We start from the raw sequence: 25,005 nt of genomic DNA, 5'->3' as shown, positions 1-25,005 counted from the left end.
AGGGAGAATACTTACTGGGAAGCCCAGCGGGCGACGAGGTCTTCATATTTGACCGTCTTGCCCTGCGGCTTTTCATTCTCCAGCGGCGGCTTGGCGCCACCATTTTCGTACCAGAAGGCCGCATCCTTCTCGTCATTCAGGCGCGGTCCGCAACCGCCATAGACATTGGCCTGCTCGTCGGCGGCCTGCATGCGGGCCATGGTGATGTCCATCTCCTCGGCCAGCCGGTCCATAGCCTCCTGCGGCGTGAAGGCGCCGGAGTTGACATCGCCGATCTGCTGCCACCAGATCTGGGCGAGCTTCGGATAGTCGGGCACGTTGATGCCGGTCGGCGACCAGGCAACACGGTCAGGCGAGCGGTAGAACTCGATCAGGCCGCCGAGCTTGGGAGCGCGCTCTGAAAAGGATTCGTGGTTGACCGAGCTGTCGCGGATGAAGGTGAGACCCACATGGGACTTCTTCACATCGACGGTCTTGGAGACCACGAACTGGGCGTAGAGCCATGCAGCCTTGGCACGATCAACCGGCGTCGATTTCAGGATCGTCCAGGAACCGACGTCCTGATAACCGACCTTCTGGCCGTCTTCCCAGTAGGGGCCGTGCGGCGACGGGGCCATGCGCCACAACGGATTACCGTCATCATCAACCGTGTTGTTGCCTTCCGATTTCGGCTTCACCATGTCGGCGGTAAAGGCCGTGTACCAGAATATCTGCTGGGCAACATTGCCCTGGCTGAGCGCCGGCAGCGACTGGTAGAAGTCGAACGAGGCGGCTCCTGGAGGCGCATAGTTGCGAAGCCATTCGTCCCACTTGCGGATCGCATAGACTGCCGCAGGGCCGTTTGCCGCGCCGCCGCGTGACACAGATGCGCCGACGGGGTTACAGGTGCCCTCTTCCATGCGGATACCCCATTCGTCGATCGGGATACCGTTCGGCTCGCCCTTGGAGCCGGCGCCGGCCATGGAAAGCCACGCGTCGGTCATGCGCCAGCCGAGGTCCGGTGCGCGCTTGCCGTAGTCCATGTGGCCGAAGATATCGACACCATCGATGTTCTTGACGTCCTTGGAAAAGAACTCGGCGATATCCTCATAGGCAGACCAGTTTACCGGAACGCCAAGGTCATAACCGTATTTGGCCTTGAAGGCTTCCTGCAGGTCCGGGCGGTCGAACCAGTCCTTGCGGAACCAGTAGAGGTTGGCGAACTGCTGATCAGGCAGCTGGTAGAGATCACCGTCCGGGCCGGTGGTGAACTGCGTGCCCATGAAATCGTCAAGGTCGAGGCCGGGGTTGGTAACAGCAGCACCCTCGCCCTTCATCCAGTCGGAAAGGTTGTAGGCAAGCTGCAGGCGTGAATGCGTGCCGATCAGATCGGAGTCGTTGACATAGGCGTCGTAAAGGTTCCGCTTGGTCTGCATCTGGGTCTGCACGGCCTGGACGACTTCGCCCTCGCCAAGGATCTGGTGGTTCACCTTGATGCCGGTGATGTCTTCGAAGGCCTTGGTCAGCACTTCGCTTTCGTAGGAATGGGTCGGGATGCCTTCGGAGAGAACGTTGATCTCCATGCCCTTGAACGGTTCGGCAGCCTCGATGAACCATTCCATTTCGGCCATCTGCTCATCCTTGCTGAGCACTGAGGGCTGAAATTCCTGATCAATCCATTTCTTTGCCGCAGCTGCGTCTGCATGTGCTGCTGACGTCCCCGCGACCACCGCCGCGACTGCTACTGCGGATAGCAGATACTTACGCATCTCTTCACCTCCCGAGATTTCTTTCGACCAGCAAAATCTGGCTCGCAAATTCTCTGGCCAACAGTGACAAAAAGTCAAACTAAAAATTTAGTAGAAGAGCGACTTTTTTATAACGCATTGATTTTTCATCACGAATTATATCGTTGCGAAAGGCAAATCAAAATGACCGCACAGAATCTGAGTGAATCTTCACGATCATTGCTGGTCCAAGAGCAAACCGTTCCCGGCCTTTGATCGCCGATGCAATCCGCCCCGAATCGATGTGCGCCGCCCGGCCTAATTGCAACCTATAGGCGAGCATGGACATCGCATATGAGACCGCAGGGGGCAACGACAACAGCCATTTTCAGAGTTCCAGTTCCTGCAATTCAGCGGAGACCTTCGTTGCGGTGACATATAATTTTGCAAGACAGATCGGCAAGCGAAATCGTCTTGGTCCGGCGCTGCCAGGGTTCAAATACAGGACCCCGTCCTTCTTCACGATACCGGGCTTGTGGGAGTGACCGGAAATGACGGCGTCAAAACCGGCGGCCGACGGGTCGATTTCGATCCCGTTGAGATCGTGTATCACATAGATGAACCGCCCGGTCAGCTCAATGACCTCGTCCTCGTTGAGAGCTGAAGCCCACGGCGCCCTGTCGACATTGCCGCGAACCGCCCGCACCGGCGCGATCTCGCCAAGCCTATCGAGAATGGGCTCAGGTCCGACGTCACCTGCATGGATGATCAGTTCGGATCCCCGAAGATATTCAAGTGCTTCAGGACGAAGCAGGCCGTGCGTGTCCGATATGACGCCGACAGTGGTCACGCCGGACAATCCAACGCGCGTATGCTAATCCAGCCGGAAGCCGAGCTTCATGGCCACCTGGTAATGCGCCACTTTGCCGTCCTCGATATGGCCGCGGATTTCCCCGACCTCGAACCAGTTGATGTTCTTTATGGTATTCGAAGCCTTGGCGACGGCTCCCTCGATGGCGTCCTCGACGCTTTCGGAAGAGCTGCCGACGATGTCGACCGTTTTATAGACTGCGTCACTCATAACACTCTCCATCCTGTTGCGGCCTCGGCATGAATGCCGGCCTCATGGCATACGCCCTTATTCATCCAAGGCGCGAATGCCAAAGCTGTCAACAGGCTGCGGATAGTTTGTTTCCACTGAGCCCAGCCTTGCCTAAGCCAAGCGTGCAAGCACTAGATGACCCGGAACGGGTGAGCCTTCTTCGAGACGCACAACGATGTCGTCCATGGCCAGTGTTTCGAAGCCGGCATCGGCAAGTATCTCGGCAATGTAGCCGGGATCATGGGCGAAGCGCTTGTCGGGTCCAATCTTGTAGGGTCTGCCCTTAAGTGCTTCCTCTGGCAGCGTTTCGGTAGAAAATCCCAATAGGCCATCGCGGTTCAGGCGCGCTGCGGCTGCAGTGACAAAGGGGCCGGCGTCTCCGAGGTATGGGAAAACATCGGTCGCAACGATCAGATCCCAGCGGGGATTGGCGTTTTCTTCTTCCTCAAATTCCCGCAGGAACCCGACAGCTTCACCAACATAGAGATCGTCATAGACCTCCCGATCATAGGCGAGTTCCACGATCCGCTCGGACAGATCAACGCCGGTGATATGCTTTGCGCAATCCTTCAGTGCAACCCCGGCCAGCCCGGTTCCGCAGCCAAGATCAAGCACCCGGTTGAAGGCTCCGTCTGCATGGGTGCGAAGCTGTTCGCGCAGAAGCAACGGCACACAATAGCGTAGTTGATTGACCAGAATGTCGTCGAAATCGTCTGCGTGCTGATCAAAAAGGGTTTCAACATAGGCGTCCGGCATCTTCTCCGGCGTTTCGCCCCTGCCCATCGCGGCCAATCGAACCGACGCACCGCCGTGGTCGTCCGGATCAAGGGCCAGCGCCTGGCGATAGGCCTCGGCCGCCCCGTCACGGTCGCCGGCCTTTTCAAGCGCCAGACCACGATTATACGCTTCGGCTACCGCCTCTTTGTCAAACCCGCTCACAATCCTGAATTCTTCCTGCTCGGTCAAAGGCAAGAGCGCCAGCTATCGCAGTGGCGCTATCCGCACTGGCGATAAGGCAAACGCGAAAAGCGCGCAAGTCTCTCCCTTGCGGTAAATACCCGCGACCGAGGCATCAAAATGTCGGCGGCGTACACGCGCTGACGACGACGCATTCCTGTTCACCGACGGCGCGAAAGCGGTGCGGCTTGCTGCTTTCGAAAAGATAAGCGTCCCCCGGCCCCAAGAGCTTGCGCTGATTGCCGACCGTCACCTCGAGACGTCCGGAAATGACGATACCGCCCTCCTCGCCCTCATGGGAAAGGCGGACCTTGCCGGTGCCCGTGCCCGGCGCGTAGTGTTCGTGGAGGATCTGCAGGCGCTTGCCGAAGAGATTGTTGCCGACCTGCCGGAAGGACACGCCTCCCCTGCCGATCTCTTTCAATTCCTCCGCGGCAAAGAATACTTTCTCCTCGCGTTCGGGTTCAAATGCGAAGAACTCCGACATGCCGATGGGGATTCCGTCAAGAACCCGTTTCAATGCGCCCACGGACGGGTTCATCCTTCCCGATTCGATCAGGGATATTGTCGCATTGGTAATGCCCGCTTTCTTTGCCAGCGCACGCTGGGACAATTTGTGTATCTGACGCAACGCGCGCAGCCGCGCACCGATGTCCCGTGCAATGTCATCCGTGTTTTCCATGTTAAATATCCTGAACATTTTAGGCTTAGACTCTTTTATTACAATACTTTATCCAAGATAAAAAACAGACTTTTTCGGCATTGAAAATCATGCGTTGATAGGGGGAGTCAATATGGGAGGCACCGGACATGAGCGCAGACCCGATGATCGACGCCAAAACATCCAATCGCGACCTGGAAGCTTTCTGGATGCCGTTTACCGCGAACCGGCAGTTCAAGACCGATCCGCGCATGCTGGTCGGCGCCAAGGGCGTTCACTACCGTAGCGACGATGACCGCGACATTCTCGACGGCACGGCCGGTCTGTGGTGCTGCAATGCCGGGCACGGGCATCCGGAAATTGCCGATGCCGTGCACCAGCAGCTCATGAGCCTCGACTTCGCGCCGACCTTCCAGATGGGCCATCCGCTTGCGTTCAAATTTGCCGAGCGGCTGAAGGATATCGCGCCGGACGGGTTCGACCATGTTTTCTTTACCGGTTCAGGTTCCGAGTCCGTCGACACTGCATTGAAGATTGCGCTCGCCTATCACAAAGCGCGCGGCGAAGGGACGAGGACGCGGCTGATCGGCCGCGAGCGCGGCTATCATGGCGTCGGCTTCGGCGGCATTTCGGTCGGCGGCATCGTCAACAACCGGCGCCATTTCGGCTCACTGCTGACCGGCGTCGATCATCTTCCGCACACCCATGACATAGAGCACAACGCCCATACGCGCGGCCAGCCTGAGTGGGGCGCACATCTGGCCGATGACCTGGAACGTATCGTAGCGCTTCACGGTGCGGAAACGATCGCCGCCGTGATCGTCGAGCCCGTCGCCGGTTCAACCGGTGTGCTGATCCCGCCGAAAGGCTACCTGCAGCGCCTGCGCGAGATCTGCGACCACCACGGCATCCTCTTGATCTTCGACGAGGTGATCACCGGTTTCGGTCGTCTCGGCGCACCTTTCGCATCGCAGTTCTTCGGCGTGACACCCGATCTCTTCACAACGGCCAAGGGCCTGACCAACGGCGTGCTCCCGATGGGCGCTGTCTTTGCTCAAAGCCACATTCACGACGCTTTCATGAGCGGACCGGATCATTTGATCGAGCTGTTCCACGGCTACACCTATTCCGGCCATCCGGTTGCCTGCGCTGCCGGTCTCGCAACCCTCGACATCTATGAGCGCGGCGACCTTCTGACCCGCGCCTCAAGGATCGCACCCTATTGGGAAGAAGCCGTGCACGGGCTGAAAGGCGCGCCAAACGTCGTCGATATCCGCAACATCGGACTGATTGCAGGTATCGAACTTGCATCGCGTGACGGAGCACCGGGGACGCGTGCCTATGACGTCTTTACAGCCTGCTATCGCGCCGGTGCGCTTATCCGGGTTACCGGCGACATTGTCGCCCTGTCGCCACCGCTTTCTTTCGAGGAGGAACATATCGACAGGCTGATCGGCACATTGCGCGAGGCAATCGAGCAGACCGATTGACGGACAAATATTCCGGCTGAGCGCCGCCGCGCCTCCAACGGGACTGCGCTTAAGCCCTCACAGCCTGCATCGGCCCCAGCACCCTCAATCCCCCGGGAACCGAAGGCAGGCTGTGCTTTTTGTGGCAACAGCAGCGACAGCCATGCACAAATCTCCGAACTGCCATTCCCAATGAGCAATATTCTCCAATGCCAGCTGAGATAAAAGGAGTGCAATGAAAAGGAGAATCCGGATGACCCGTCGCTATTTGACAACCGCCCGCGGCATTTTTGATCTGCTGGGGAAAGTCCCTAGTGCTGCCCGCGTTGCATCCGCACTGGAAAAGGGCTTGAAACCCGACAGGCGCGACCTCCAGTCGCTTGGGATCGACGATATCTTTTCGACAAAGTAATTTGACCTGAACCAAACGCGGATGGCCGCCGCCGGTCAGCCGGCACCACCCGCAAGCTTCGAAGCTTCAGGCAGCCTCCGCAGCCTAAGCATGGCAACTGCGCCAATTACCGGACCGGGCACCAGCAGCAGAAATGCCCACCGCCATCCGCCGATCCACTCGGCAAAGAGCGGTGTAATCCAGATGGTCACTACCGTAAGCGCAAAACCTATGCCCAGTTGCAGGGCCAAGGCGGTACCGACAAAACGCTGATCGGCAAGTTCCGTGACCGCCGCGGAAAACTGCGCCGAATCGCCGACAATTGTTATTCCCCAGAATATAGCCACCAGCGCCAACGCCCAGGCCGGACCATCGAACACAAATCCGATGAGAATTGCTGACGCGCCCGATCCCGCCATCATCAGCGCAGTGGTGTAGCAACGTCCGATACGGTCCGAAAGCACCCCTCCAAGTACGCCGCCGACAGCGCCGGAGGCAACAACGATGAATGTCAGCATCGAAGCGTTCCCAAAGGGAAAATCAACAAGTCCGGCCTCGGCGGCCGCTGCAAAAGCCAGGAACCAGGCCCACATGGCGTAAAGTTCCCACATGTGGCCGAAATAGCCGAGATTGGCGAGAAAGAGCGGCCGGTTCGTAAAGACCGCCAGGAACTGGCGCGGATTGAATGTCGCGCGTGCAAACGCATGCGGACCCTCACGCAATGCCACCGCGAAGAAAACCGCAGCCGCACCGGTGGCCAGCGATGTGGCAATGACGACGCTTTGCCAATCAACCCCGCCGCTGAGAGCTCTAAAGAGGTACGGCATTGACGAGCCGAGCGTGAGCGCCCCGATCAGGATCCCGAGAGCAAGCCCCCTGCCCTTCAGGAACCAGGTCGCCATGATTTTCAAAGCCGGAGGGTAAACGCCAGCCAATGCCACACCGGTTACAAAGCGCATTGCAATCGCTGTGGAAGGACCCGGCTCAACAAGCAAAACGGCATTGGCGAGCGCTGCAACAAGGGCCGATGCAGCCATCAACCTGTTCATGCGGACGATGTCCGGGATATTCACCAGACTGGAACCCAGCGCTCCGACCACAAAGCCGAGCTGGACCGCATTGGTCATCCATGCCGACTGTGTCGGCGACAACGCCCAGTCTTTCTGCAGTTCCGGTATGATTGCGGTTGCCGAAAACCACGTCGCCAGCGCGCCGACAACACCGGCGCAAATCACCAGAAGCGCAGTCCAGCGCGCATTCGCCGTGTCAGTCAAGGCCTTCGAGCGCCATGGTAAAGGTCGTGGCGGTGCCTTCGAGGCAGATATCCCCTTCGCCGTCGCGGATGGTTGTTTCCAACCGGCAGATCGGCTTGTCGTCACGCACCGAAGTGACAACCACGCGGCCCGTTATCGTCTCGTCGACACCAACGGCTTTGACGAACTTCCATTCCACGCCCAGAAACACGGTTCCCGGACCCGGCAGATCCTCTGCCACAACAGCATTCAGGATGCCGGTTGTCACGCCACCCTGGACAATAAGTTTGCCGAAAGGTGTCTTTTCAGCGAGCGCGCGGTCGTAGTGAACTGGATTGCGATCGCCGGTCATTTCGGTAAAGGCAACGATGTCTGCCATGCGCGTCATTCGCGACCGTTCCGCCGATTGCCCAACGGAAGGCTTGCCCTTCACAACACCGGCCCAACCATCTTTTGGCTCGGTCATTTCAACCCCGTCCCTTTTTTGTTTTCCATTACCCACACAGTACAAAACAGAAAATAATTTCACCAATCACGGGTACGTGGCCCGCATGTCGGTTCCATCGCTATCGCTAGGGCATTGTTGCCTATTGCTATAAGCCATTGGAGAATTGCACTCTTTTGAGCTCAGCTGAACAAACTGAGGTCACACCAAGTTGGCGTACTTTACAATGAATGCAAGCCAACATTGGACAACAGCGTTGCCAATTCCACCTGACGCGACACGCCCGTTTTCGAGAACACACGTTTAAGTACCGTGCGTGCTGTCTCCTCGGTGATATTGAGCTCTTGTGCTGCACCGCGAAGAGGATGCCCGGCGCCAACAAGAGATGCGAGACGCGCCTCACCAAGGGTCAGGCCCAACAGATCCCTGACCAGCGATGGATCGATCGGTTGGGCCGCCGAATGCTCGATGACCAGTATCAGCAGGCGAGAAGCCGATAAAAATTGTTCAGCTATATTTCGCGGATCGACTGGCAGCACATGAACGATAACATGTCTATTCTCTCTACCTTCTACAACCAGCGGCTGGGTTTTTGAATGATCATTGTTTGAATTATCACTGAGGTGACATCGACAAGCGTTCAAATATAAATCGCGTTCTGGACCTTCTACGCATAATCGGCCTTCCTGCAGGATCAACCGTCCGCCAAGAAGTCGTTCAGCCTCAGCGTTCCGAAATACGACCCAGCCACCCTGGTCCAGCAAGAAGACACCGCATGAAAGCTGCGACAGTGTTTCGGAAAGTGCGCGTTGCCCCCTGCCGGCTTCCAATAGCCGAACAGTCAGCGTGAGTGCCTTCTCCAAGTGCCTTATGATGCGCTCGAATAGTGATTTGTCACTTGCCGAGAATGGCGGTTGGCCCAACACGCCTTGTACGGCAACCAGCACAGGCATTCGCGGGTGGGGCAGCACGGTGGCAACAAGAGCCGAGCCAAGTCCAAACGATGCTCGAAAATCGGTAAAAAACGGGTGGGTGGCAATTTCTTCCGGGGACGCCAGATCCTGTTCCGTCAAACACCCGCACTCCGACAACGATGTTCTCTCAAACAGGCGGGACGCCATAAAATCCAGCTTCCAGCCACCAGCATCATATTCATGCTGTGCGTCGGTCAGTGCTGGCGAGACAATCGTGGACAAAGAGCCGTCCTGTTGCTGCACGATCATTACCGTTCCAACCGCGCCGAAGCACGTGGCAACAGAATCCAGAGCATTTGGCCACAATTCCGGTTCGCTGGCAGCCGCATAAACGGCCTCGACGGCTGCTATGAAAGTTCCCTCTGACACCGCCTAACAACCTGCAAGAAGTATAATTTAAACAGTTGTTCAGTATAATTATTCTACCAATAGTTGATTGCATTGGCAATATTAGCCCCATTTGGGGGATGCGACTAAAATCGAAACTCGATTGACTACTCCGGCATTTCAGGAGATTCGATATGTTAACGTTCGCGAAATACGCACTTTTCGGTGTTGCTTTTTTGTTTACTTCCGAAGCTTCATTCGCAGCTAATTTGACAGCAAACGAAATAAAAACCGAAGTGATTGGCAAAAAATGGAAATGGAATAAGGGAAAATATTACGGAACAATCAGGTTCAACAAAAGCGGGTCAATTAACGTGACCACAAATACGAACATAAAAAAGGACAGGGGCACTTGGAAAATAAAGGGAAACAAGATGTGCACGTCATACAACAAAATCAGAGGCGGCAAGGAGCGATGCGATACATATAGCAAGAAGGGCAAAAAAATATTGGCAAGCGATGGTGGCGTTCTTTCACGGTGAATGCCGGGATGGCACACGACCGGCTAACCCTGAGTACCGAAGAATATCAGCATCATACTCAGGATATTTTACGAAAAGGCGGACGGACAGGCATCGGCTGCAGCCAGGACCGACTTCATCTGGGCTGTGTGAAGCAATGAAAATGCGTCGCCGTAAACCATCTCATCAGGCGCTTCCGTGATGATCGTCACTGGGAAAAGACTGTCCTCGACTTCCTCCACGGTGTAGGGGATGTCTTCTCGGATCATGAATGGTGAGGCGTTCGTGTAAAGCCGGCTGCGCCCGCACTGTTCCCGGTTCAGATCGACAATCGGCTGATAACCGGACAGTTCCTCAATGATTGCATTGAGGATCACTTCTCCCTGAGACTTCCAACCGGGTTTATGCAGCAGGATGAGGAAGAAGCCCTTGGGAATTGTCCACAATTCGGCGCCGCGCGGAACGTAGCCGGAAAAGGGCCGCGTCCATTCATGTGCCGGATATCCATGCAGATTGAGGTGCAGCCTGGCCCCGGTTTTTTCCTGGCCGATATGATGCGCCTCGTTTTCAAATCCGCGTTCGACATATTGCAGATCGCAACCAGAGGCCGTGAAACGCGCGGCGTGATTCATGTGATCGGGGTAATTGCGGCACAGTTCCCGAAACAGCGCGTAGCCGTCCGGGTTGACGAGCGGCGAGACGGCAAATCCGGTCCGGCCCTTATCAGCCATATGTCTGGCCGCCCTCAATGCCCCGATCGGCCCGGAGGTTTCGTTTGAATGCTGCCCGGCTGTTATCACCATGGCCGGTCCCTGCCCGGCGATGTGCGTGCTCCAGACAGGGCGGCCGCGCTGCGAGCGAACCTCATAATAATCTCCGCCAAGGTCGTCGACATGGGCCTTGATAACGCCGGGTTCTAGCCAATGCCCGGCGGTTTCCAGATCAGTCAACGGCCCGGGCTGCACGGATCTGTCGGTTTCGAGATACGGATCGCTCCCGGTCTCGATGACGACACGCAACGGGCCAGTGCGTGGCACGATCTGCGGCACCAGTTGCCCTGGCCGCAGCGTTCGATCTTCCAGATCCAGGCCGCGCGCCTTCTTGAACATATCAAGGGCTGAAAAATAGAGGTCTTCATGCATCGCCTCGGCGGTGCTCAGACATTCGTGCGCAAAAGGCAGTGGCCTGTCATAAAAAGGGGCTTCAACACGCATGTTGAGACGGTCGAAAAAAGGTTCTTCGCCTTCCCAGTTCCGTTCTGACAGGATCGTCATCACTGCATCGAAGGCCTGCTCCTGATCGGTCCGGTAAGGCTCGTTCCGGTCAAGATCAGGACGATCGGGAGAACGGACGCGTATCCAGCCGGTGGCGGTGTAGATCCCATGACCCACATGATCCGGGCGGAAGAGATTTGGGGCCGGCACATCGACAAATAGCTGAGAGCCATCACCTCGTTTCAGCACAAGTTGATAGGAAATCAGTCCTGATCCATCGACGGGTTCAGAAGGCTCAAAGGTCACAGGCCGCGCACCGACCAGTTCGCCAACGGGGTATGTTTCAAGCAGAAACCGGTTTTCCAGAACGCCATCCACAACCGGATACCGGATGCTGATTTCCTTGACTCCATCGAAATCCAGTTCCTCGAGCACTGCATGAACCAGCGGCTTATAGGCGGAGCGGACACGCGCTATCACACCTTCGGTTTCAAGGGCCTTGCGTGCTTTCTCACGGCGCTCGCGCCCGTCAAAAACCCATAGCTCAACCTCGGCGCCGGCAAATTCCGGCGACGAGAACATACCCACCAGTTTATCAAGGCTGGCATTGATTTGAACATCGCACAGGGTGGTTCCAGGCTCGATCATCAGATGGTCTTTCCAGAAAGTTCGAAATTTCGAATGCAAGGAGGTCGGGGCCAGATTACCCGGCGCCCGAACATTCTCAAGACCATCATTGATTGAATTTGCGTCTGCAGTTGTCTGCACCGTTCAGCACACGGTGCGAAACCTTTCCACGCAGATGTCGAGGACCTCGGCGGGATCCCGCTTCCACCAGTTACCGGCGGAAAAAATCTCGACTTCGCAAAAGCCCGTGTAGCCGGCACCTTCGACGGCGCCTCTGATGTCTTTCAGATCGGCAACACCCTCGCCCATCATGCCACGGTCCAGAAGCACGTCCTGTGTGTCGGCGAGCCAGTCGCAAAGATGATATCCGGCAATGCGTCCGGCGCCGGCGCGCTTGAGCTCGGCACCAAGAGTGGTGTCCCACCAAACGTGATAGACATCGATCGCCAACGCCAACGCCGGATGATCGATCGCATCGCACATGTCGACCGCATCGCGAACGGTGACGAGGCAGGAGCGGTTGCCGCCGTAAACCGGATTGAGCGGTTCGAGCGCCAGGCGGACCCCTGCGGCCTGCGCCACCGGTGCGGCTTCCGCCACGATGGTCGCGACTTCTTTGAGGCTGTCGCGAATGCTGTGCGTATCTTCCACCACACCACCGACGCATATGGTCAAGCAGGAGGCCCCGAGGTCTGAAGCCATTTCGATGGAACCGAAAAAGTCATCCAGAACGCCCTGACGTGTTCGCGGCGCAAGCGGACCGACCAGAAACGGCGAGCGGCAAAGGCCTGAAACCTGCATGCCGGCGGCTCTCGTCCGCTCGCCGATCTCCATGGCCCGCTGTCCGATTTCCCGCCGCCACCAGGTAATCGCGCCATAACCGCGTTCGGCGCAGGCATCGATAACCTGTTCGGGCGACCAGCCGGCTCCGCAGCCGTCCATATTATGGCCAAGCGTTGCGGTGTTGAGCGCCAGCGCCGAGTGGTCTTCGGAAAAATCACGCAACCGGACGTCGGGCATCACGAAACCCCATAAAGGTCAAGCAAAGTTTGCATCCGCCCGGCTGCAAGATCCGGATCGCGGAACAGGCCGCATTGGTCGGCGAATTTGAATGCATCGACAAAATAGGGCAGCGAACGCATCGCCTGTGCACCACCCAGCATGACAAAATGATCCTGGAAACCGTTCAGCCAGGCGAGGAACACAACGCCGGTCTTGTAGTACTGTGTCGGGGTTCGGAAAATATGGCGTGCAAGCGGAACGGTCGGATCGAGAACCGAACGGAAACCGCCATTATCACCCTGGCTCAGCCGCGACACCGCCAGCGCGGCGTGGGAGGCCAAAGGATCGAACACGCCAAGCAATGCATGGGAAAAACTATCTTCATCGCCCTCGATCAGTTCGGGATAGTTGAAATCATCGCCGGTATACATTTTGACGCCATCGGGCAGGCGCCGTCGCATGGCGATTTCCTTGTCCTTGTCGAGCAGCGACACCTTTATACCATCGACCTTGGCCTGATTGTCCCCGATGACCGTGAGACAGGTTTCCAGCGCTTCTTCAAAGCAGGAACCGCCCCAGTAACCTTCAAGGGCCGGATCAAACATCGCCCCCAACCAATGCAAAATGACCGGTTCGTCGCATTGCGCCAGCACATCGCGGTAGATGCTTTCATAATCGCCCGGTCCCCGGGCGACTTTTGCGAGCGCCCGGCTCGCCATGAGGATGATACGGCTGCCGGTTTTCTGCACGGCTTCTACCTGCTCCAGATAGGCGTCGCGCACATCATCGATTGTACGTGCATCCGCGGCGTCGAGCTGATCCGTTCCCGCACCGCTCGCGATCCGGGCATCGGGCAGTTCGGCCTTCGTCCGAGCGATCAGTTCCAGGGCGCCGTTCCAGTCGAGCCCCATGCCGCGCTGAGCTGTGTCCATAGCCTCCGCAATGCCGAGACCGAGGTCTGCCAGGTGCCGACGGAAGGCCATCGTCGCCTCCCAGTCCACCGCAGCCGGTCCCGAAGGATCACAGTCCGCAAAGCGGTCTGCCACAACATGGGCCGCAGAATAGATGATGCGGCAGGTTTCAGTTCCGAGCGGCCGCGTTTCAACGGTCCGGCCCGTCATTTCATAGTCGGACACCCGTCCGGTTTCATCTGGAAGCCGAATTGGCATAAATCACCTCAAAAGCGCGAAACAAGCATGCCGGCATCGGCGGAAATCGCCTGACCGGTGGTATAGGGAAGGCCGCCGGTGGCGAGCGTTGCAACGATACGCCCCATTTCGTCCGGCTGACCGAGGCGCGGAAAGAGCGTCAACCCCTCCTCCTCGATACGGCGCTGATAGGTTCCCTTTACGGTCCTGGTCATGTCGGTCTCGATGAGACCCGGCTGGACGTCGTAGACCGCAATGCCTTCCCCGCCGAGCCGCACCGCAAAGGTCTTTGAAATCATTGCGGCTGCGGCCTTGGAAGCGCAGTATTCGGCCCGTGGCGCGGACGCCGCGACCGCGTTGGACGAGGTCACATTGACGATGCTGTAAAACTTGCCATCGCTACGGTCGCGCGACACGAGACGTCTGGCAAAGGCCTGACTCAGAAAAAACACCGCCTTGGCATTGATCGCCATGCAGCGGTCGTAGCTTTCCTCGCTGGCTTCGAGAAGATCGCCGCGCTGGAGAACTGACACGCCGGCATTGTTGACGAGCGTCGACAGCGGCCCAACCGCCTCTTCTGCCGTATCGAGCATCCGCTCGTGCTGCGACAGATCCGAAACGTCACCGGCAATCTTGACGACTGCGACACCTTCGGCCGCAATCGCCTTTGCCGCGGCTTCCATCTCGTCATTGTCCTGCCTTCCGTTGAGTGCGATGTTGAAACCGCTTTTCGCGAGTTCAATTGCAATACCGAGACCAATTCCCCGGCTTGAGCCCGTTACGAAGGCGGCATGCTGCACCTTAGTCATGTGCGTGCTCCATGTTTGACCAGCTCACGCGCGATAATCATGCGCTGGATCTGGTTTGTGCCTTCATAAATCTGGGTGATTTTTGCGTCGCGGTAGAGGCGCTCGACTTCAAAACCTCGGATATAGCCGGAACCGCCGAAGACCTGGATGGCATCTGCAGTGCGCGCAACCGCCATATCGCCGGCAAAGCATTTGGCCATGGAACAGGCCTTGGTTGCGTCCCTGCCCTCGTCGATGGCGACGGCCGCGCTGTGAACCAGCAGCCGGGCTGCCTCGATATCCTTCGCCATATCGGCCAACATCCACTGTACGCCCTGGAACTCAGCTATCTTAGAGCCGAACTGCTTGCGTTGCTGGGCGTAGTCCAGGGCAGCTTCAAGCCCCGCCTGCCCGATGCCGACGGCCAGCGCTGCGATGCCCACGCGCCCTTTGTCGAGGACACTCATCATCATGTGAAAACCGCGCCCCTCTTCACCAAGAAGCGCGTCTGCGGAGAGCGCAACATTGGTGAAAGTCAATGCGCCGACCTGACTGGCGCGCTGTCCCATCTTGTGCTCTTTAGGGCCACGTTCGACACCCTCGCAGTTCAGGTCGACGATGAAGATACTCATGCCGCGGTGGCCGGCATCCTTGTCGGTCCGTGCCAAAACGAACCCAACATCCGCAACCGGTGCGTTGTGTATCCAGATTTTGCCGCCGTTCAGTACCCAGCCGTCACCGTTTTTTGTCGCCGTGGTGCGAATTCCCGACACATCGGTTCCGGCTTCCGGCTCGGTTATGCAATAGGCCGCCCGCGCCTGCGCCGACATGATCGGGCCAAGCCACCGCTGCCGCTGCCCGGCCGTTCCGTGGCGCACAAGCAGCGTCGAAACCAGCTCGACCAGGCCACACTGGTCTGCAACGGAAGAATAACCGCGGGACAGCTCTTCCATGACAAGCGCATAGGACAGCGTGTCAAATCCGGGCCCGCCAAATTCTTCCGGAACGCCGATGCCAAACAGACCGAGCACGCCCATCTGCCGGTAGATCTCCTCGGGAAATCGCTCATCCCGGTCCAATGCCTCAGCCGCCGGACATATGACATCCTGTGAAAACTGCCGGGCCATATCGCGAACCTGCTGATGGGTATCGGTCAAGTACATGCGTTCACCAATATTGTAACTATCTAGTTACTTAAATAGCAGCCCAATTCCGGAACGTCAAGACGGCGCCGGAAATTGCCGGAAAGCCTCCCCTCCAATCCCGTCAGGCAGATCGATACAAGCAAAATTTGCTTGCGCATTTCGCAATTGAATGTATCCTATATAACTAACTAGTTACTTGTGAGGCGAATATGAACCTAACCGACAAATCGAAATTCGGCAGAGTGGATCTGCACGTGACACCCTTCGCTTTCGGCGCCGCTCCCATCGGCAATATTTTCCGCCCGATCGACGAAGAAACCTCCGACGCCATGATCCAGACGGCGTGGGATGCGGGTGTTCGCTATTTTGATACCGCGCCCATGTACGGGCACGGCCTTTCGGAACTTCGCTGCGGCCACTCGCTGCGCTGGAAAAACCGCGATGACCTCGTTTTGTCATCCAAGGTCGGGCGGATCCTCAAGCCCAAAAAACGTTCCGAAATCGACTTTGCGCCGTGGACCGATGCAGCGCCCAACGAGATGATCTTTGACTATTCCTACGATGGCACAATGCGGGCCTTTGAGGATTCGCTGCAGCGCCTGGCACTGGAGCATATGGACATTTGCTTCATCCACGACATCGACGTCTTCACGCGCGGAAACGAGCAGCCGGAAGTCTTCGAACATGCGATGGACGGCGCCTGGAAAGCCCTGTCGCAGTTGCGCGACGAAGGCGTTGTCAAAGCAATCGGCGTCGGGGTCAATGAGTGGGAGGTCTGCCATGAAGCCCTGAAGCGACGGGATTTCGACTGCTTCCTTCTTGCCGGACGCTACACATTGCTCGAACAGGATTCACTCAACGAGTTCCTGCCGCTGTGCGAAGAACGCAATGCCGCAGTTGTCGTCGGCGGCGGCTTCAACTCCGGCATCCTGGCAACCGGAGCCATTGAGGGCGCGAAATACAATTACGCCCCTGCCCCAAAGGAGATCATGGAACGCGTTTCCGGCATTGAGGCCGTCTGCCGCGAGCATGGGGTCCCACTGCCGGCCGCCGCCATCCAGTTCGTCGTCGCCCATCCGGCGGTCCCGGCCTTCGCGGCGGGCACACGCACCGTCGAGCAGTTGGAAAAGAACCTTGCCTGGTTCAGCCACCCGATCCCGGCGGAATTCTGGGCCGAGCTGAAGCGGAAAGGCCTTTTGCGCGACGACGCGCCGACACCGGCGGGGAACTGAATTGGTCGTGCAGGAACAGCGGAAACTGGGATGCCTTCGTTACGACTACGACACGTTGAATATCGGCGATTGGCTTGAAACCGCGGCTCTGGAAATTACCGCTTCGCAAATCGACCGGTTTGCCGACCTGACCGGCGACCGTTTCGAAATCCACATGTCCGACGAAACGGCCCGGCAATATGGTTTTGGGGGCCGTGTCGCCCACGGGCTTCTGGTGCTTTCACTCGTGGACGGGCTCAAGAACCGGGCGGAAGCAAGGTTTGACGCGGTCGCCTCGCTCGGCTGGGACTGGTCATTCAAAAGGCCGGTGCTGATCGGCGACACCATCAAGGCAACGCTGTGTGTCATCGATAAACGTGCCACGCGGCATCCCGACAAGGGCATTGTCAAACTGCAATGCGACGTCGCCAATCAGAACGGCGATATCGTCCAGACTGGATCGAACCAGTTGATGGTGTTCCGCAGATCAATGTCTAACGGATCAGAATAGCCCTGAGATCATTGACATTCGTGCCCGTCGGACCGGGCACGAACAGGGCACCCACCGCATCGAATGCTGTCCATGCGTCATTGCCGGCAAGCAGCGCCGCCGGATCCAGCCCGGCCTGCCGGATAGCGGCGACCGTGTAGCCATCGGCAAATGCGCCGGCATTGTCCTGCGACCCGTCGATCCCGTCCGTATCGGCCGCAATGGCCGTGACATTTGCAAGCCCGTCAATATCCATCGCGAAGGACAGCAGGAATTCGGTATTTCTTCCGCCTTTGCCGCTACCGCGCAGTGTGACGGTCGTCTCGCCGCCCGACAGCAGCACAACCGGTTTTTTGAAAGGCCGGTTGCGTGAAGCCACTTCGCGGGCAATCGCAGCATGCATATGGGCAATCTCGCGCGCTTCGCCCTCGATTGCATCGGAAAGGATCGCGGCCTCAAATCCCAGAGCTCTCGCCTTTTCAGCGGCGGCCTCAAGAGACACGCCCGCCGATGCGATGACGGCATGTTCGTGACCGCCGAAACGACTGTCGTCGGGCAAAGGCGCCGGCGAAGCGGCAACTTTGATATGCGACAGGACTTGTGCGGGCAGCGCGATCCGGTAGCGTTCAATTGCCTCCAAGGCATCCTTTGCGGTCGTATTGTCGGCAATGGTCGGGCCTGAACCAACATCGGCCGGATTATCGCCGGGAATATCCGAGACAACCAGGCTGACCACTCTTGCCGGAAATGCCGCCGCCGCCAGCCTGCCGCCCTTGATTGCGGACACCTGTTTGCGGATTGCATTCATTGCTGAAATCGGCGCTCCGGACGCAAGAAGCGCACTGTTGAGTGCAATCTCATCCTCCAGCGTCAGATTCTCAGCAGGACAGGGAAGCAACGCCGATGCTCCGCCGCAAATCAGCGCGATGACGAGATCGTCCGGCCCGAGGTCACTTACCGCGTCAAGCAAGCGGCGCGAACCGGCAAGGCCGCTTTTATCCGGCACCGGATGATCGGCCTCCAGCACTTCGATCTGCTTGCAGCGAACACCGAAGCCGTATCGGGTGACGACAACGCCCTCGAGCGGACCGTCCCAGTTGTTTTCGAGCGCGCGGGCAAGCTGGGCGACCCCTTTGCCTGCTCCAACAACAATCGTTCTGCCTTTGGGTTTTTGCGGCAAATGGGCCCGGATCGTGCGCTCCGGATCGGCAGCGGCGATCGCAGCATCGAACAGCGATGTCAGGATGGTGCGGGAATCATCTGTCATCCGACTTCAATACTGCAAATCGACCACGACCACACCATCAATTCCACCGACCGTGTTTTCCACGATTTGCGCTCCGACGGCTTGGTGCCTGCCATCTGTCAGGTAGGCATCCCGTGCCGCCTCATTGTCAAAATCAAACCAGAAAGCATCATGAAACCCGCTTATGAGATCGGTTTCGACACTGACATTGGGGCCCGCGTGAAAGCCTCGAATTCCGCGCAGATGCTCCTGAAGACCCGCCAGCGCCGCAAACAGCTTTTTTTTGGTTTCCGAAGTCACATCATCGCGAAACCGGAGCATGACGAAGTGGCGTATCATGTTTTTGTCCTTTGCCCGACAAGGTCTTTGAAATTTGCCGCATATATCTGGCGCCAATTTGCGCCGTTACGCAGCCGGTCTGAGTTCAAGGCCAAAGGGCTCGGGGCAGAACAACGCCGCATCCATCACCTTCAACTCGGAGGAGACCGTCAACGGTGTGCCGGCCTGATCGAGGATATCCTTCTGAAGATCGACACCCGGCGCGATCTCGGTGACAACAAGACCGGCAGGCGACAGTTTCATCACACAGCGCTCGGTAACGTAGGTGACGTCCTGCCCCTGCTCCACCGCGCGGCGGCCGGAAAACGATACCTGCTCCACTTCGTCCACAATCTTGGCGATCTTGCCTTCCTTTTCGATAACCAGCCGTCCGCTCGCAATGCCGAGCCTGGCACCGGCATTGAAATAGCCGGAGAAGACAATGCGCTCGGCCCTGGCGGTGATATCGACGAAACCGCCCGAGCCTGCAGTCACATGCGGGCGGGCGGAGAGCTTGGAGACATTGACGGATCCGTTGCGGTCAATCTGGAGGAACGAAAGCAGCGATGCATCGAAGCCCGCAGCCTGAAAATATGTGAATTGGTGCGGCGAAGAAACGAAGGCCTCGGCGTTGGAAGAGCAGCCGAATTTGAAGTCGAGAAGCGGCACACCGCCGACGGCGCCTTGCTCAATCACCCAGGTGATATCGCCATGGCGCCCCTCTTCAAGCAGGATACGCGGAACATTGGCGGAAATGCCAAAGCCGATATTGACTGCCCAACCGGATCGAAGCTCCTGGACGACACGCCGCGCAATCACCTTGGCAACGTCGAAGTCGCCGGTCCGGAAGGTGTCGAGCGGCCGGAACAGTTCGCCGGATATGGCCGGATCATAGCTCGTCGCGGTCGTCTGCAACTGCTCCGGCGCCTCGACGATCGTATCCACCAGAATGCCGGGCACCCTGACATCATGCGGTTTGAGCGTTCCGGCCTTGGCGATGCGCTTGACCTGCGCGATCACCACGCCGCCATTGTTGTGCGCCGAGAGCGCCAGCTCCATGGCGCCGAGATACGCCCCCTCGTGTTCGAATGTCAGGTTTCCGCGTTCGTCCGCCGTACTTGCCCGGATGATAGCGACGTCCGGTGCAAGCGCCGGAAAATAAAGCCACTCCTCGCCTTCAAATTCCACCTTCCTGACAATCGGCTTGCCGCGCGCAGCGTCGTTCATGGCGCAGCCTTCGAGATCCGGGTCCGCAAATGTGTCGAGACCGACCTTGGTCAGGACACCCGGCCGTTTTCCCGCTGCCTCGCGCATGATATCGAACAGAATGCCGCTCGGAACATTGTATGCCGCGATCTCGTTGCTGCCGAGCATCTGCCAGATCAGTGGCGGTTCTGCCGAAGACGGTCCAGAAGGATAAGAGCCGCCAAGGATGGTGGAGATCAGCCCGGGCTTGGCAAGGTGGTCTATCCCCTTGGTTCCGAACATATCTCCGGCGGCAATGGGATGAACCATTGTAAGGCTGCGCGGCGCGGCCTCCCGGTCGAAGCGTTGGCCTATTGCCTCAAGCACCTGATCGGGGCAGCAAAGGCCGCTCGACGCGTTGACGGCGATGACGGCACCATTCCTCACCTGTCCCGCTGCTTCGGATGCGCTCTTGATTTTCGACATATCCGTCCCTCGCCGTTCCGATTGCCTTTATTAAGTAACTAGTTCGTTATTTATATGCTGATTTCACCCTGATAATCAAGCGCTCCGGCTGCATATTTCCGACAAACAATTTTCAAAAACACCTCCAGCCCACCGATTCAGCCATTGCGGAAAATCGTGAATGCCGTCATTCTTGCCAAAACAGCCAAATTAGGCTTTAGTAAGTAACCAGTTAGTTTTATATGCGAGAACCGGCCATGCGAATCTATTTTGAAAAGACCCATCAGCGTTCCTTCGGAACTTTCCCGCTTAAGGGCGAGGAACTGAAGCAATCGCTGATGCACGCCATCGAAACCGGCTACCGGTCAATCGATACGGCGCAAATGTATGGCAACGAGGCAGAGGTCGGCGAAACGCTGCAACAGATTGGCATTCCGAGAAGCGAATTGTGTGTGACCACAAAAGTTCACCCCGACAATTTTCCCGAGGAGCACTTCCTGCCGTCTGTTGAAGAGAGCCTCGAAAAGCTGCGCACCGACTATGTCGACGTACTTCTCCTGCATTGGCCTCCGGTCGGTGGCGACATCGCGCCTTCCCTGAAGCTGCTCGAAAAGGCACATAAGCAAGGCTACGCGCGGCATATCGGCGTTTCCAATTACACGGCGCAGATGATGCGCGACGCGAAAGAAATCATCGACACGCCGCTTTCCACCAACCAGGTGGAGTTCCACCCTCTGCTTAATCAGGATGTATTGCACACCGCTTCGCTGGAGACGGGCATTCCGCTTTCATCCTACTGTTCGGTGGCACGCGGTGAGGTGTTCAAGTACCCGCTCTTTGCCGAAATCGCCGAAGCCTACGGCAAAACGCCGGGCCAGATCGTCCTGCGCTGGATCCTGCAAAAGGGTGTTTCAATCAACACGATGTCGACCAAGCCTCACAACATCAGCGCCAATTTCGACGTCATGGATTTCACCCTCTCCAACATCGATATGGCAAGGATCGATGCATTAACCGGGACCGGCTTCCGCATCGTCGACGAAAGCCTGGTGCCCTGGGCGCCCGATTGGGATTAAGTCCCCTGCCCAATCAGGGCCATCGACAAAGAACAGCCCGACGACGACAACAGGCTTTTGCCCGCCTCAGCAGGACCCGGGCACTCAATCATAGACGATTGAGAGGCGTTCCGATGTGGGAACCGACTGACAGGTCAGCACTTTCCCGTTGTCTATTTCGGCATCTTCCAAGGCCGTTCTCGCGCGCATATGGACCGAGCCGTCTTTCAGATTTGCCCGGCAGGCACCGCACACTCCGGACTGGCACGAAAAGGGCGGCACCAATCCAGCGCGTCGTGCGGCCTCAAGCACCGTTTGGTCTTGCGAAATCTGAATGTCACGGGTCTTGCCTTTGAGAGTAATCCTGGCGGTCGCCGCAACGCCTTTGATCGTGTCATCGATCTCGGCCGTGTTGCAGTAGCTTTCCATGTGAATGCGGTTGGCGGGGACATCGAGTGACATCAAGGCCTGCCTGACGGTTTTGTTCATTCCACCCGGACCGCAGACATAATATTGGGCGTCCTGGGCATAAGGCGGATTCCCGGTGATGAGCGCTTCGACGGCCGTTTCATCGACAGTCCCCTTTCGCCAGCAGGCAAATCCGGACCACATGGAAGGGGCCGACAGCACGTGATGTATGCCTAGCCGGCCTGCGTGGGTTTCGCTGAGCTCAGCGAGGGATTCGCGGAACAAAATGCTCTCGGCGTTTTTGTTTCCGTATGCGAGATGGACCGTAGAGTGCGGTTCACAGCACATCACCGAATGCAACATCGCAAACAGCGGAGTGATGCCCGACCCGGCTCCGAAAAAATAATGCGTCCGGCGCAGGTTTGGCGCTGCATCAAGGCAAAACGTACCAAAGGGAGGCATCACATCAATGACGTCGCCCTTTTTCACGGTATCGTTGATGTGATTACTGACAAGCCCGTCTTTATTACGCTTGACCGTGATCCGCAGAGATTCACCTGACACCGGAGATGAGCAAATCGAGTAGCTGCGACGCTCCTCTTTGCCATTCAGGACGAACCGGACAGACAGATGCTGCCCCGCTCGCCAGGCAAAGGTCTCCTTCAGACGATCCGGCATGTCAAATACAACGGTTTTGGCCATGCCGCCGATTTCGTCGCTGACGTCGAGAACGGTCAGAGGGTGGAACTCGCGGCTCACGTCGCTCCCTCCAGCCATTCCAGCACAATCTTTTGATGATCCAGTACGGGGCTTTCTCCAGCGGCGGCAGGACCGACTTCATAGTGCGGGGAATAGAGGGACTTCTGCTGCTGTTCACAGGCGTAGATGTCCTCAGCCGTAAAATCGCCACTCGCCATCGGATCATCACCGGATTGTGCGTCGTCAGCCTCGTATTTTCCACTTAAACCGAAATTCGACCAGAAACCGGCTGACCGCATCTCTTGTTTGGAAAATTCCCAGGCGCTTGCATTCGCGACACGGCTTCGGTTGGTGACCCGTGTCAGATTTGGCGCGAGGGGTTCAACAATGAAGATGTTCCAGCCATCCTCTGCGGCGCCAATACCGATGCCGGGAAACAGCATCGGCACCCAGACGCCGTTCTGATCCTTGGGGATAATGCGCGGCGCGGCCAGTTTCTTGTCCTGATCCTCTGAATATTCCCGGACCGGTGGCTCCCAGAACATGAAGTGCGGCCCGACAAATCCATATTCCGCTTTGGCGTGGTCATACATATGCAGCGTGCCTGAATGCAGGTGCGACAGATGATAGACATCGATGTAATTCTCAACGACAATCTTCCAGTTCGCCTTTATTTCGTAGCTGTTTCGGGCCTCTTCGTATTCCGGCAGCTCTTCTGGAACATGAGGCCCGATTAGGGCGTCAATCTTGCCAAACCAATCCACGATCGAGCCCGCATTCGGGTCGGGATGCACAAAAATCATGCTTTTCCAGATGTCGACACCGGCGGGTTTCAGCCCGAGGCAGGTTTTGTCAATCTCCCCAAACTCCCGCTCCTCGTCGGGGACGGAAACCAGATTGCCTTCAAGATCGTAGGTCCAGTCATGGTAGGGACACGTCAGCGCCTTTTGCGTCTTGCCGACCGCGCGAATGAGCTGTGTTCCGCGATGACGGCAAATATTGTGGAACGCCCTTAGACGCCTGTCGCGCCCCATGACGATGAAAATGTTGTTCAAACCCGCCTGGACGCTGATGTATTGCCCCGGCTCGCTGACATCTTCCATGAGACCGGCATAGCGCCAGGTATTCGAAAAGATCTGGCGCTGTTCACGATCGAACCAGTCCTGAGATGTGTAGGCCTCAACAGGCAAATTATGCAGCATCTTGCTCATGAGCGTCCAACTCCGATCTGTGGGAAGACATCGTGCATGACGAGAAGCGCGCCAAGGACGATCCAGGCAATTTGCACCAGCCAGAACAGGGCCGGATCTTCGTCCCGGACAACATCTGTGAGCAGAAAGGCATGACCGGAATAGAAACTCGGGATCGCCCAATACACAAACAGGAGCCCCCAGACGAACCAGTAACCAAGGGCGGTGGAGACCATGAGTGCCGCAAATGCGATGTAATTGGAGACACGTGCGTTCATTTTGTCCGTTTCTTTTCTCTTAGGGATTGGATGAGGATATCGGCAGCGCTTCGGGCTTCCGACGTGCCAAGTGCGAGAGGGGCCAAAGAAACGCTGTTGAAGTAAATGGACGCAATGCCATGGGCGACAGCGCGTATCCTGGCCTTCGGAACAGACGAATATTCGTGGTGAATTTCCGTGGCCAAAGCAGTCTCGAATTCGGCAACGCTGGCTGCGAGCCTGGAAGCCAAGACCCTGTCGGAAACACTTTTCATCGTGAGTTCGGCAAAAGCGAAGACCAACTCCGGGGTGGTCTTATCCTGAGGTGCTCCCAGGAGGATTTCTATCAACGCTTCAACGCGACCGGATGGCGGAAGAACATCCATCAGTTGCCTGGTTTGTTTGCTGAACTCGCCGATGACATGTTCGACCAACTGTTCGAACATGGCTTCCTTGTTGCCCAGATGGTGCCTGACCAGGGGACGTTTCAGCTCGGCTTCCGAAGCAATGGCTTCCAGCGTTGCACCAGACAGCCCGTGCTTGGAGACCGTACTCACATAGGCCGTCAGTATCTGTTCTCTTCTTTCATTCTTCAGCGAAGGGCGGGCCATTTTTCAATCCCGGTTAATGCGATTGACCGGTATGTAGGAATCAATCAATAAACTGTCAATAATGACAGTTTATTGATTGATTGGTCCAGAGACCAGATCTCACAAAAAAGGGCGGCTCAATGGCCGCCCAGTTTGCTTGG

At 57.4% G+C, this 25,005-nt stretch carries 26 protein-coding genes; 6 read left to right on the top strand and 20 right to left on the bottom strand.

Annotation, left to right across the window (positions count from 1 at the left end; genetic code table 11):
- Positions 1-11 precede the first annotated feature (11 nt).
- From ABVT35_RS04965 to ABVT35_RS04945, 5 genes are all read right to left on the bottom strand, one after another.
- Positions 12-1,748, bottom strand: a complete 1,737-nt coding sequence (locus tag ABVT35_RS04965) for an ABC transporter substrate-binding protein (protein ID WP_368465173.1) — start codon at positions 1,746-1,748, stop codon at positions 12-14.
- Between the two features lie 346 nt (positions 1,749-2,094).
- Positions 2,095-2,556 carry a metallophosphoesterase family protein gene (locus ABVT35_RS04960; RefSeq protein WP_368465172.1) on the bottom strand — a complete coding sequence of 154 codons (462 nt, stop codon included), beginning with the start codon at positions 2,554-2,556 and terminating at the stop codon, positions 2,095-2,097.
- Between the two features lie 24 nt (positions 2,557-2,580).
- Complete coding sequence (locus ABVT35_RS04955; RefSeq protein WP_368465171.1) at positions 2,581-2,787, bottom strand: dodecin; 207 nt, start codon at positions 2,785-2,787, stop codon at positions 2,581-2,583.
- 132 nt (positions 2,788-2,919) lie between these two features.
- Positions 2,920-3,747: a methyltransferase domain-containing protein gene (locus tag ABVT35_RS04950; protein ID WP_368465170.1), complete on the bottom strand. Its 828-nt coding sequence runs from the start codon at positions 3,745-3,747 to the stop codon at positions 2,920-2,922.
- 133 nt (positions 3,748-3,880) lie between these two features.
- The gene (locus ABVT35_RS04945) at positions 3,881-4,429 is read right to left on the bottom strand and encodes a cupin domain-containing protein (protein WP_368466272.1); all 549 of its coding nucleotides are present in this window, start codon (positions 4,427-4,429) and stop codon (positions 3,881-3,883) included.
- A gap of 146 nt (positions 4,430-4,575) precedes the next feature.
- Between ABVT35_RS04945 and ABVT35_RS04940 the strand changes: the two genes are divergently transcribed.
- On the top strand, positions 4,576-5,916 hold the full coding sequence (locus ABVT35_RS04940; RefSeq protein ID WP_368465169.1) for an aspartate aminotransferase family protein: 1,341 nt from the start codon (positions 4,576-4,578) through the stop codon (positions 5,914-5,916).
- Between the two features lie 232 nt (positions 5,917-6,148).
- Entirely contained in the window at positions 6,149-6,307 is a 159-nt protein-coding gene (locus tag ABVT35_RS04935) for a hypothetical protein (protein ID WP_368465168.1), read from the top strand.
- 35 nt (positions 6,308-6,342) lie between these two features.
- Here the strand turns inward: ABVT35_RS04935 and ABVT35_RS04930 are convergent, their stop codons facing one another.
- The 3 genes from ABVT35_RS04930 to ABVT35_RS04920 all read right to left on the bottom strand — a co-directional run bounded on the left by ABVT35_RS04930 (position 6,343) and on the right by ABVT35_RS04920 (position 9,327).
- Positions 6,343-7,560 carry a nitrate/nitrite transporter gene (locus ABVT35_RS04930; protein ID WP_368465167.1) on the bottom strand — a complete coding sequence of 406 codons (1,218 nt, stop codon included), beginning with the start codon at positions 7,558-7,560 and terminating at the stop codon, positions 6,343-6,345.
- Entirely contained in the window at positions 7,553-8,005 is a 453-nt protein-coding gene (locus ABVT35_RS04925) for a MaoC family dehydratase (RefSeq protein ID WP_368465166.1), read from the bottom strand. The genes ABVT35_RS04930 and ABVT35_RS04925 overlap by 8 nt, the downstream gene beginning before the upstream one ends.
- A gap of 200 nt (positions 8,006-8,205) precedes the next feature.
- Positions 8,206-9,327, bottom strand: coding sequence for a helix-turn-helix transcriptional regulator (locus tag ABVT35_RS04920; RefSeq protein WP_368465165.1), 1,122 nt, complete (start codon positions 9,325-9,327; stop codon positions 8,206-8,208).
- A 152-nt stretch (positions 9,328-9,479) separates the two neighbouring features.
- Here ABVT35_RS04920 and ABVT35_RS04915 point away from each other — a divergent pair, with 152 nt between their 5' ends.
- Positions 9,480-9,827 (top strand): hypothetical protein, encoded by a 348-nt coding sequence (locus ABVT35_RS04915; RefSeq protein WP_368465164.1) that lies wholly within the window; start codon positions 9,480-9,482, stop codon positions 9,825-9,827.
- 68 nt (positions 9,828-9,895) lie between these two features.
- Here the strand turns inward: ABVT35_RS04915 and ABVT35_RS04910 are convergent, their stop codons facing one another.
- The 5 genes from ABVT35_RS04910 to ABVT35_RS04890 all read right to left on the bottom strand — a co-directional run bounded on the left by ABVT35_RS04910 (position 9,896) and on the right by ABVT35_RS04890 (position 15,748).
- Positions 9,896-11,668, bottom strand: coding sequence for a M14 family zinc carboxypeptidase (locus ABVT35_RS04910; RefSeq protein WP_368465163.1), 1,773 nt, complete (start codon positions 11,666-11,668; stop codon positions 9,896-9,898).
- 123 nt (positions 11,669-11,791) lie between these two features.
- Positions 11,792-12,667 carry a sugar phosphate isomerase/epimerase family protein gene (locus ABVT35_RS04905; protein WP_368465162.1) on the bottom strand — a complete coding sequence of 292 codons (876 nt, stop codon included), beginning with the start codon at positions 12,665-12,667 and terminating at the stop codon, positions 11,792-11,794.
- Positions 12,667-13,818: a dihydrodipicolinate synthase family protein gene (locus tag ABVT35_RS04900; protein ID WP_368465161.1), complete on the bottom strand. Its 1,152-nt coding sequence runs from the start codon at positions 13,816-13,818 to the stop codon at positions 12,667-12,669. The genes ABVT35_RS04905 and ABVT35_RS04900 overlap by 1 nt, the downstream gene beginning before the upstream one ends.
- Before the next feature lie 8 nt (positions 13,819-13,826).
- A complete protein-coding gene (locus ABVT35_RS04895; RefSeq protein WP_368465160.1) occupies positions 13,827-14,606 on the bottom strand; it encodes a 3-ketoacyl-ACP reductase in 780 nt (259 codons plus the stop codon).
- Complete coding sequence (locus tag ABVT35_RS04890) at positions 14,603-15,748, bottom strand: acyl-CoA dehydrogenase family protein (RefSeq protein WP_368465159.1); 1,146 nt, start codon at positions 15,746-15,748, stop codon at positions 14,603-14,605. The genes ABVT35_RS04895 and ABVT35_RS04890 overlap by 4 nt, the downstream gene beginning before the upstream one ends.
- Before the next feature lie 191 nt (positions 15,749-15,939).
- Between ABVT35_RS04890 and ABVT35_RS04885 the strand changes: the two genes are divergently transcribed.
- On the top strand, positions 15,940-16,962 hold the full coding sequence (locus ABVT35_RS04885; protein ID WP_368465158.1) for an aldo/keto reductase: 1,023 nt from the start codon (positions 15,940-15,942) through the stop codon (positions 16,960-16,962).
- A 7-nt stretch (positions 16,963-16,969) separates the two neighbouring features.
- Positions 16,970-17,452 carry a MaoC family dehydratase gene (locus ABVT35_RS04880; protein WP_368465157.1) on the top strand — a complete coding sequence of 161 codons (483 nt, stop codon included), beginning with the start codon at positions 16,970-16,972 and terminating at the stop codon, positions 17,450-17,452.
- Here ABVT35_RS04880 and ABVT35_RS04875 read toward each other — a convergent pair.
- From ABVT35_RS04875 to ABVT35_RS04865, 3 genes are all read right to left on the bottom strand, one after another.
- Positions 17,436-18,698, bottom strand: coding sequence for a glycerate kinase (locus ABVT35_RS04875; protein WP_368465156.1), 1,263 nt, complete (start codon positions 18,696-18,698; stop codon positions 17,436-17,438). The genes ABVT35_RS04880 and ABVT35_RS04875 overlap by 17 nt on opposite strands.
- 6 nt (positions 18,699-18,704) lie before the next feature.
- On the bottom strand, positions 18,705-19,016 hold the full coding sequence (locus ABVT35_RS04870) for a Dabb family protein (protein WP_368465155.1): 312 nt from the start codon (positions 19,014-19,016) through the stop codon (positions 18,705-18,707).
- Positions 19,017-19,082: 66 nt separating this feature from the next.
- A complete protein-coding gene (locus ABVT35_RS04865) occupies positions 19,083-20,666 on the bottom strand; it encodes an acyl CoA:acetate/3-ketoacid CoA transferase (protein ID WP_368465154.1) in 1,584 nt (527 codons plus the stop codon).
- 236 nt (positions 20,667-20,902) lie between these two features.
- Between ABVT35_RS04865 and ABVT35_RS04860 the strand changes: the two genes are divergently transcribed.
- Positions 20,903-21,721 (top strand): aldo/keto reductase, encoded by an 819-nt coding sequence (locus ABVT35_RS04860; RefSeq protein ID WP_368465153.1) that lies wholly within the window; start codon positions 20,903-20,905, stop codon positions 21,719-21,721.
- An 84-nt stretch (positions 21,722-21,805) separates the two neighbouring features.
- Here the strand turns inward: ABVT35_RS04860 and ABVT35_RS04855 are convergent, their stop codons facing one another.
- From ABVT35_RS04855 to ABVT35_RS04840, 4 genes are read right to left on the bottom strand one after another with little or no spacing between them, the layout of a single operon-like run.
- The gene (locus ABVT35_RS04855; RefSeq protein WP_368465152.1) at positions 21,806-22,867 is read right to left on the bottom strand and encodes a 2Fe-2S iron-sulfur cluster-binding protein; all 1,062 of its coding nucleotides are present in this window, start codon (positions 22,865-22,867) and stop codon (positions 21,806-21,808) included.
- Entirely contained in the window at positions 22,864-24,018 is a 1,155-nt protein-coding gene (locus tag ABVT35_RS04850) for an SRPBCC family protein (protein WP_368465151.1), read from the bottom strand. The genes ABVT35_RS04855 and ABVT35_RS04850 overlap by 4 nt, the downstream gene beginning before the upstream one ends.
- The gene (locus tag ABVT35_RS04845; RefSeq protein WP_368465150.1) at positions 24,015-24,275 is read right to left on the bottom strand and encodes a hypothetical protein; all 261 of its coding nucleotides are present in this window, start codon (positions 24,273-24,275) and stop codon (positions 24,015-24,017) included. The genes ABVT35_RS04850 and ABVT35_RS04845 overlap by 4 nt, the downstream gene beginning before the upstream one ends.
- Positions 24,272-24,865, bottom strand: a complete 594-nt coding sequence (locus ABVT35_RS04840) for a TetR/AcrR family transcriptional regulator (protein WP_368465149.1) — start codon at positions 24,863-24,865, stop codon at positions 24,272-24,274. Before ABVT35_RS04840 ends, ABVT35_RS04845 begins: the two co-directional genes overlap by 4 nt.
- Between the last annotated feature and the right edge of the window lie 140 nt (positions 24,866-25,005).

It is taken from the genome of Hoeflea sp. TYP-13 (assembly GCF_040932035.1).
Lineage (GTDB): Bacteria > Pseudomonadota > Alphaproteobacteria > Rhizobiales > Rhizobiaceae > Hoeflea_A.
The sequence above is the reverse complement of the archived record's forward strand: the minus strand, read 5'-3'. Positions and strand labels throughout refer to the sequence as shown.